Source organism: Speluncibacter jeojiensis, from assembly GCF_029589495.1.
GTDB classification, from domain to species: Bacteria; Actinomycetota; Actinomycetes; order Mycobacteriales; family Mycobacteriaceae; genus Speluncibacter; species Speluncibacter jeojiensis.
Genome location: NZ_JAAIVF010000003.1, coordinates 480392 through 488311, shown reverse-complemented (window position 1 = coordinate 488311; position 7920 = coordinate 480392). Strand labels below are relative to the sequence as shown.

Below are 7920 nucleotides of genomic sequence, written 5' to 3'. Positions count from 1 at the left end.
TCTGTTCGGTGACGGCGGGGATGGCTTCGATCAGCTGAGCGTCACTGAGCTGCCACAGCTCGGTATCGAGCAGCGCGGCGGTCTGCTCGTCACCCCTGATCTCCCCGATCCCCATGACCACACATTACACGAACACATGTTCGAGTGTGTGTGATTGGTCATGACATGGAGCCGATTTCGTGAGTGTGCGGTGCGAAGTCGAATGGAGGTGGGCACCCGACTGGAAGCTAGGACAGGGTGGGCCAGCGATCTGCCGGCGACCCATGGGTAGGCGGAGGCGTGGCAGCGCCAAGGCACAGATGAAGCAGCGGATACGGCCGACTCGCCTCGTCGACGAACAGCATCTCCAGGTTGCCGTCGTGCGTGCCGACGAATCCGACTGGCCTGCCGTCGAGATTCGCGATCGTGAGCGCGACGGCGGGAAAGCAGTCCGACGCCAGGTGTTCCTCGTCTCTAGTCGCGGCCGCCGCTCGGTTTGGGCAGCGGAATACGGACCACCCGGTCGTCGGTCGGCCCGGGATCGCCGCCGGATTTGTTCACGGTGCCCACCCAGATGGTGCCGTCGGGGCCCAGATCGGCGCTGCCGAGCCGGCCGTACTGGTTCTGGGCCACCGGAATCGGGGTCCCGTTGACTGCACCGGTGTCCTTGTCGAGCGTGATCACCGCCACCTCCTTGGCGCCGGTCAGTGCGATGGCCACCAGATCGCCGGAGGCTCCGCATCCGGCCACGCCCGGCCGGTCCGGCCAGGTCCACACCGTCGAGACGGCCGCGCCGTCGGGGGAGACCCGCTGCAACCGGTCCTGGGTGGCTCCGCGATCGGTGACCCAGGCGGTGCCGCTCGAACGGTCGACGCACAACCCGCCGGCGGCGCCGAATCCTGACGAGACCTGTTGCGGGGGCGGCTCACTGGACTGAGCACCGGCGGTCAGCGCGGTCAGACGCAGCAGCTTGCCGGCGAGGGATGCGGGATCCTTCGCGGCGGCCGGATCTCCTGCGTCGCCGGTCAGCACGAGCAGACTCTGCTTACCGGTGAACGCGAGCGCTCCGGCGTTTCCGGTGGCGCCCCGGGGGATTCCGGAGTACACCGTCTTCGGGACATCGCCCGGTGCGACCCGGACCACCCGGTTGTCGGACGAGGTGGTGACGTACGCGTAGATCAGTTGGTCCTCGTCGAAGGTCGGCGACAACGCGAGCGCAGTCAATCCGCCGTCTCCGGCGGCGTCGACCGGGATCTGTGCGATCTGTGTCGGTGGCCGGCCCGGGACGACACGCAGGATCCGGCCGGTGTCACGCTCACCGACCACCGCGCCCGATCCGTCGGGTAGCACCACGACCGCGCCGACGCTGCCGAGGCAGGTGGCCACCACGTTCGGATCGGGGTCGACGCAGGGGGCCGGCGGTGGCGGCTTGGGCTGACCTGGTTGCGGCGCCGGGCTCGGGTTCGGAGCACTGGGCACCTCGGGCTGAACCTGGGCGCCCGCCCCGAAACTGGGTGCCGGATGGAACGTGCCGGAGTCGGCGTTCTCGAATTGCGCGCACCCCGCCGACACCATCGCACAGGCTGTGAAGATCGTCACCGCGGCGACCCGCGCACTCCCGCGTGCGCGGCGGTTCGTTCCGCGAGGACGCCGCTTGCGCTGGGGGGCGGTCGAAGGCCCCTTTACCGATGGCACGGCATCGACAGTACGGAATCCGGCTCGATTCGCCACGCCCCGGTCGAATACCGCAGCGGCGAGCGCTCGCAAACTACGCTCGCCCCGTGAACGATGACGCCCGCGATCAGCCGGAACAACCCGCGAACCCGGAGAAGTCGTCGGACCCCGGCGTCGAGTCGGGTTCGAGCCCGTTCGACGAGCCGACCGAGCAGATTCCGGTGGAACACCTGCAGGCCCAGTCTGGCTCCGGCACCCTCGCGTTCGACCGCACGCAGGTCCTGAGCACCGAGGCCGACCTGCCGGAGTCCGAGAAGGCCACGGTGCGGTTGCCCATGTACGACGCTCCCAGCTACGAGGACCTCACCACCGCTCGCCGCGAACCCGAATCCGTGGTGGCCGAGATGGACTCGCATCTGGAGGAGCCGCCACAGCCCAAGCGGGGGACGATCGACCTGGGGTTGCTGCTGCTGCGGATCGCGATCGGCGGCGTGCTGATCGCGCACGGATTGCAGAAGCTCTTCGGCTGGTGGAACGGCCCCGGCATCGACGGATTCCGGCAGGTGCTCGTCGACGCGGGCTACCAGCATGCGCACGCGCTGGCCATCGCCGGTCCGGTCACCGAGCTGGTCGCAGGTGTGCTGCTGGTACTCGGCCTGCTCACCCCCGTCGGGGCGGCCGCCGCGGTGGGCGTGATGGTCAACGCCTGGTGCTTCACCCAGGCGGCCGAACCCGGATTCCAGTTCTTCGTCCCCAAGGGCGTCGAGTACCCGACGGTCGTGGCGCTCGGCGCCGCGGCGATCGCGCTGACCGGACCGGGCCGGATCGCCCTGGACTACGGGCGCAAGTGGGCGACCCGGCCGTTCCTCGGCTCGCTGGCGCTGCTCGTGCTCGGCGTCGCCGCTGGCGTCGCGATGTGGGTGGTCTTCAACGACGCCAACCCGTTCCGCTGATCCATCGAGTGAACCGAAACGGCCGGCCGCGGGAGTTCCCGCAGCCGGCCGCTTCATTCGTTTCGAGCAGTTGTCACGGCACCCGTCGGACCGCGCCCTTGTCGGCCGAGGTGGCCAGTGCCGCGTAGGCGCGCAGCGCCGTGGTGACCGTACGTTCCCGGTCGACGGGCTGCCACGGACGCTCGGAGGACTCCATCTTCGCGCGGCGCTGGGCGAGGGTCTCGTCGTCGACGAGCAGTTCGATCGCGCGGGTGGGCACGTCGATGCGGATCCGGTCGCCGTTCTCGACCAGGCCGATCGTGCCGCCTGCCGCGGCCTCGGGCGACACGTGCCCGATCGACAATCCCGAGGTGCCGCCGGAGAAGCGGCCGTCGGTGATCAGCGCGCAGACCTTGCCCAGACCGAGCCCCTTGAGGAACGACGTCGGGTGCAGCATCTCCTGCATGCCCGGGCCGCCCGCCGGTCCCTCGTACCGCACCACCACCACGTCACCGGGGGAGACCTTCTTGCCCAGGATCATCGAGACCGCCTCCTCCTGCGACTCGACCACCAGTGCCGGCCCCTCGAAGGTGAACAGGTCTTCGTCGATGCCCGCGGTCTTGAGGATCGCGCCGTCGAGTGCGATGTTGCCGCGCAGCACGCAGAGCCCGCCCTCGACCGTGTACGCGTGCTCCAGGTCGCGGATGCAGCCGCCCTCCGCGTCGGTGTCCAGCGAACTCCAGCGGTTGTTCGTCGAGAACGGTTCGGTGGTCCGGACCCCGCCCGGCGCCGCGTGGAACAACTCGAGCGCCTCGTCACTCGCCTTGCCGGAGCGGATGTCCCAGGTGTCGAGCCACTCGTCGATCGTGCGGGTGTGCACGGTCGTGACGTCGGTCTCCAGCAGCCCGGCCCGGCGCAGCTCGCCGAGCAGTGCGGGGATTCCGCCGGCGCGGTGCACGTCCTCCATGTGATAGTCGGAGTTGGGCGACACCTTCGACAGACACGGCACGCGGCGGCTGATCTCGTCGATGGTGGTCAGGTCGAAATCGACCTCCCCCTCCTGCGCCGCCGCGAGCGTGTGCAGGACGGTGTTGGTGGACCCGCCCATCGCGACATCCAGCGCCATGGCGTTGCGGAAAGCCTTGGGGGAGGCCACGTTCCGCGGCAGCACCGATGCGTCGTCGTCCTGGTACCAGCGCTTGGCGGCCTCGACGACGACCGTGCCGGCCCGCTGGAACAGTGCGCGGCGCGCCCCGTGGGTGGCGAGCGTGGAACCGTTGCCGGGCAGCGCGAGCCCGAGCGCCTCGGTCAGGCAGTTCATCGAGTTGGCGGTGAACATGCCGGAGCACGAACCGCAGGTGGGACACGCGCTGCGCTCGACCTCGTCGAGGCCCTCGTCGGTGACGGCTTCGCTGGCGCTCGCGGAGATCGCGGTGATCAGGTCCGTGGGGGCCTGGGCGACGCCGTTCACGACGACGGCCTTGCCGGCCTCCATGGGGCCGCCCGAGACGAAGACGGTCGGGATGTTCAGGCGCATGGCGGCATTGAGCATGCCCGGGGTGATCTTGTCGCAGTTCGAGATGCACACCAGTGCGTCCGCGGTGTGCGCGTTGACCATGTATTCCACGGAGTCCGCGATGATCTCGCGGCTCGGCAGCGAGTACAGCATGCCGCCGTGACCCATCGCGATGCCGTCGTCGACCGCGATGGTGTGGAACTCGCGCGGCACGCCGCCCGCGGCCCGGACCGCCTCGGCGACGATCTCGCCGACGTTCTTCAGGTGCACGTGTCCGGGGACGAACTGCGTGTACGAGTTCGCAATGGCCACAATGGGTTTGCCGAAATCGGAATCGGTCATGCCGGTCGCCCGCCACAGGGCGCGGGCGCCGGCGGCGTTGCGGCCGGCAGTGGTGGTTCGGGAACGGAGCGGGGGCATGTGCGACCTCTTCGGGTGGGAACGGGCTGTTTGTCGCCTCTGACCGGCCAGGTTACTCGCGTGGGTCGTCGGCCCGATCTTGCGGTCGATCGCGCTCGACGGGCGGTGTCTGCGGGTTGTCGGCCACTGCATCGCCTGCCGCGACATCGTCTGCCGGCGCGGCGTCCGCGGTCGGGGAGGTGTCGGCGGCGTAGGGGTCGGGGATCCGGCCGCCGCTGGCGGCCGCGAGGATCGAGACCTGACGGAAGTGGACGGCGGGCAGACTCACCGGTGTCCCGTCCGTCAGTTCCGCGCGCGCCCACCGGTTGCGCGGGAAATGCAGCCCTTTGAGCTGATCCCAGCCGATCTGCCGGGACCCGGTGAACGTGCGCACCCGCAATCCGCTCGTCGAGACCTCGGTGCGGACCCGCTCGGTCCACACGGCGAGCAGGACGGGGATCGCGAGCAGCCATGCGCTGGCGGCGGGCCAGGTGAACGCCGGCAGGGTCAGCAGGAGCAGCAGCACCACCTCGGCCAGATGTGCGGTGGCCGGAATCCGGATGACCGCGGGGGCGGGGGAGCGCACGCCGGACTGCGCGTCGGGGGTATCGTCTGGGGTGGACTGTTGCGGGGATGGCACAACATACATTCTCGCATCCAGGCCGTTTGCTCCCACATCCTGGGATTGGATGGTCTTCGAATTGACTCGACGCCCGCAGCACGCATACGGTCGAGCGCGTGATGTTCAAGAATTTGCTCGTAATCGGCCGGCGCGTCGTCGCCTGAGCCGGTACCTGCAGCTCTCCCGCATCGACGCGCCACCCTCGTACAGCAGCTTGCTGCTGGCGGGGGTTTTTTGTTGTTCGCACCCATTTCGCCCCGCAATTGTCCGCACGGTCCTCGCAGGTCCGCGCGAACCCGATCAGAGGAGCCTGCAGTGAGCGCACCTACCGCACGGCCTCAGCCCCCGACGCGCAAGGCCACGACCAGCAGTGCGGCGCCGTCCGCCGAATCCCAGGCCGTCCGCCGCCCGCTCCCGCCCGAGCGGGTCACCGGCGCGCAGTCCGTGGTCCGGTCGCTCGAGGAGCTCGGCGTCGACATCGTGTTCGGCATCCCGGGAGGCGCCATCCTGCCGGTCTACGACCCGATGTTCGACTCGAAGAAGGTGCGGCACGTCCTCGTCCGGCACGAGCAGGGCGCCGGTCACGCCGCAACCGGGTACGCGCAGGCCACCGGCCGGGTGGGCGTGTGCATGGCCACCTCGGGCCCCGGCGCGACCAACCTGGTGACCCCGCTGGCGGATGCGCAGATGGACTCCGTGCCGGTCGTGGCGATCACCGGCCAGGTCGGCCGCCCGCTGATCGGCACCGACGCCTTCCAGGAAGCCGACATCTCCGGCATCACGATGCCGATCACCAAGCACAACTTCCTGATCACCGAGGGCGTCGACATCCCGCGGATCATCGCCGAGGCGTTCTACCTGGCGGAGTCGGGCCGCCCGGGTGCGGTGCTCGTCGACATCCCGAAGGACATCCTGCAGGCCCAGACCACCTTCAGCTGGCCGCCGGAGATGCGACTGCCCGGCTACCGTCCGGTCACCAAGCCGCACGGCAAGCAGGTCCGCGAGGCCGCGCGGCTGATCGCCGACGCGAAGAACCCGGTGCTCTACGTCGGCGGCGGCGTCATCAAGGCCGACGCGTCGGCCGAACTGCTCGAGCTCGCCGAGTTGACCGGTATCCCCGTCGTCACCACGCTGATGGCCCGCGGCGCGTTCCCGGACAGCCACCGGCTGCATTGCGGCATGCCGGGAATGCACGGCAAGGTCTCCGCCGTCGCCGCGCTGCAGCGCGCGGATCTGCTGGTCACCCTCGGGGCCCGGTTCGACGACCGCGTCACCGGCCGGTTGGACTCCTTCGCGCTCGGCGCGAAGGTCATCCACGCCGACATCGACCCGGCAGAGATCGGCAAGAACAGGCACGCGGACGTTCCGATAGTGGGCGACTGCAAGGAGGTCATCACCGAGCTGATCGAGGCCGTCCGTGCCGACCGCGACACGGTGCCGGCGCCGGACCTGACCGAGTGGTGGGCCTACCTCGACGGCATGCGCCAGACCTACCCGCTGAGCTACGACCGCCCGTCCGACGGTGCGCTCTCCCCGGAGTATGTGATCGAGGCTGTCGGCCGCGCGGCCGGGCCCGACGCGATCTACGTCGCGGGCGTGGGCCAGCACCAGATGTGGGCGGCGCAGTTCATCACCTACGACAAGCCGCGCACCTGGCTCAACTCCGGCGGTCTGGGCACGATGGGCTACGCGGTCCCGGCGGCGCTGGGCGCCAAGATGGGTGCGCCCGACACCGAGGTCTGGGCCATCGACGGCGACGGCTGCTTCCAGATGACCAACCAGGAGTTGGCCACCGCGGCGATCGAGGGTGTGCCGATCAAGGTCGCCCTGATCAACAACGGCAACCTCGGCATGGTCCGCCAGTGGCAGACGCTGTTCTACGAGCAGCGCTACTCGAACACCGACCTGGCCACCCACTCGCGGCGCATCCCCGACTTCGTCAAGCTCGCCGAGGCGCTCGGCTGCGTCGGGCTGCGCTGTGAGAAGGAAGAGGACGTCGAGAAGGTCATCGCGCAGGCGCGCGAGATCAACGACCGGCCGGTGGTGATCGACTTCATCGTCGGCGCCGACGCCCAGGTGTGGCCGATGGTCGCCGCCGGGACCGGCAACGACGAGATCATGGCGGCCCGCGACATCCGGCCGCTGTTCGACGACGACGAGACGGCCTCGGAGCCGGCCACCATCCACGAAGCGATGACCGCGGGCGAAGAGCGTGCCGCCGCAGCGGCGGAAAGGGACAGTCAGTGAGCACCACGCACACTCTGAGCGTTCTCGTCGAGGACAAGCCGGGCGTTCTGGCCCGCGTGGCCGCCCTGTTCTCGCGGCGCGGGTTCAACATCTCCTCGCTCGCGGTCGGTGCGACCGAGGTGCCCGAGATCTCCCGCATGACGATCGTCGTGACCGTGGAGGAGTTCCCGCTCGAGCAGGTGACCAAGCAGCTCAACAAGCTGATCAACGTCATCAAGATCGTCGAACAGGATCCCGCCCATTCGGTGGCGCGGGAGCTCATCCTGGTGAAGGTGCGGGCCGACGTGACCGTGCGCAGCCAGGTCCTCGAGACCGTGAACCTGTTCCGCGCGAAGGTCATCGACGTCTCGCCCGAGGCGGTCACCGTCGAGGCGACCGGCACCCGCGAGAAGCTCGAGGCGCTGCTGCGGATGCTCGACACCTACGGCATCCGCGAGATCGTGCAGTCCGGTGTGGTCGCCGTCGGGCGCGGACCGAAGTCCATCACCGCGACCCGATAGATTCACCCCAAACATTTTTCACAACCCGACACAGTCGAACATCCACGAAGG

General features: G+C 69.3%; 6 protein-coding genes. 3 read left to right on the top strand and 3 right to left on the bottom strand.

Annotation, left to right across the window (positions count from 1 at the left end):
• Positions 1-453 precede the first annotated feature (453 nt).
• Entirely contained in the window at positions 454-1554 is a 1101-nt protein-coding gene (locus tag G4X40_RS13260; protein WP_408642202.1) for a PQQ-dependent sugar dehydrogenase, read from the bottom strand.
• 206 nt (positions 1555-1760) lie between these two features.
• Here G4X40_RS13260 and G4X40_RS13255 point away from each other — a divergent pair, with 206 nt between their 5' ends.
• Positions 1761-2606 carry a DoxX family protein gene (locus G4X40_RS13255; protein ID WP_277833051.1) on the top strand — a complete coding sequence of 282 codons (846 nt, stop codon included), beginning with the start codon at positions 1761-1763 and terminating at the stop codon, positions 2604-2606.
• A 73-nt stretch (positions 2607-2679) separates the two neighbouring features.
• Here the strand turns inward: G4X40_RS13255 and ilvD are convergent, their stop codons facing one another.
• Together ilvD and G4X40_RS13245 are read right to left on the bottom strand one after the other, a co-directional pair.
• A complete protein-coding gene (ilvD, locus tag G4X40_RS13250) occupies positions 2680-4521 on the bottom strand; it encodes a dihydroxy-acid dehydratase (RefSeq protein WP_277833049.1) in 1842 nt (613 codons plus the stop codon).
• A gap of 52 nt (positions 4522-4573) precedes the next feature.
• Positions 4574-5140, bottom strand: a complete 567-nt coding sequence (locus G4X40_RS13245) for a PH domain-containing protein (protein WP_277833047.1) — start codon at positions 5138-5140, stop codon at positions 4574-4576.
• 297 nt (positions 5141-5437) lie between these two features.
• Between G4X40_RS13245 and G4X40_RS13240 the strand changes: the two genes are divergently transcribed.
• Positions 5438-7369, top strand: a complete 1932-nt coding sequence (locus G4X40_RS13240; RefSeq protein ID WP_277833046.1) for an acetolactate synthase large subunit — start codon at positions 5438-5440, stop codon at positions 7367-7369.
• On the top strand, positions 7366-7869 hold the full coding sequence (ilvN, locus tag G4X40_RS13235) for an acetolactate synthase small subunit (protein WP_277833044.1): 504 nt from the start codon (positions 7366-7368) through the stop codon (positions 7867-7869). The genes G4X40_RS13240 and ilvN overlap by 4 nt, the downstream gene beginning before the upstream one ends.
• Positions 7870-7920 lie beyond the last annotated feature (51 nt).

Bases quoted from the DNA above. Each gene is read 5' to 3' on its own strand.
- G4X40_RS13260 (WP_408642202.1), bottom strand. From the start codon at position 1,554: ATGGTGTCGGCGGGGTGCGCGCAATTCGAGAACGCCGACTCCGGCACG.
- ilvD (WP_277833049.1), bottom strand. From the start codon at position 4,521: ATGCCCCCGCTCCGTTCCCGAACCACCACTGCCGGCCGCAACGCCGCC.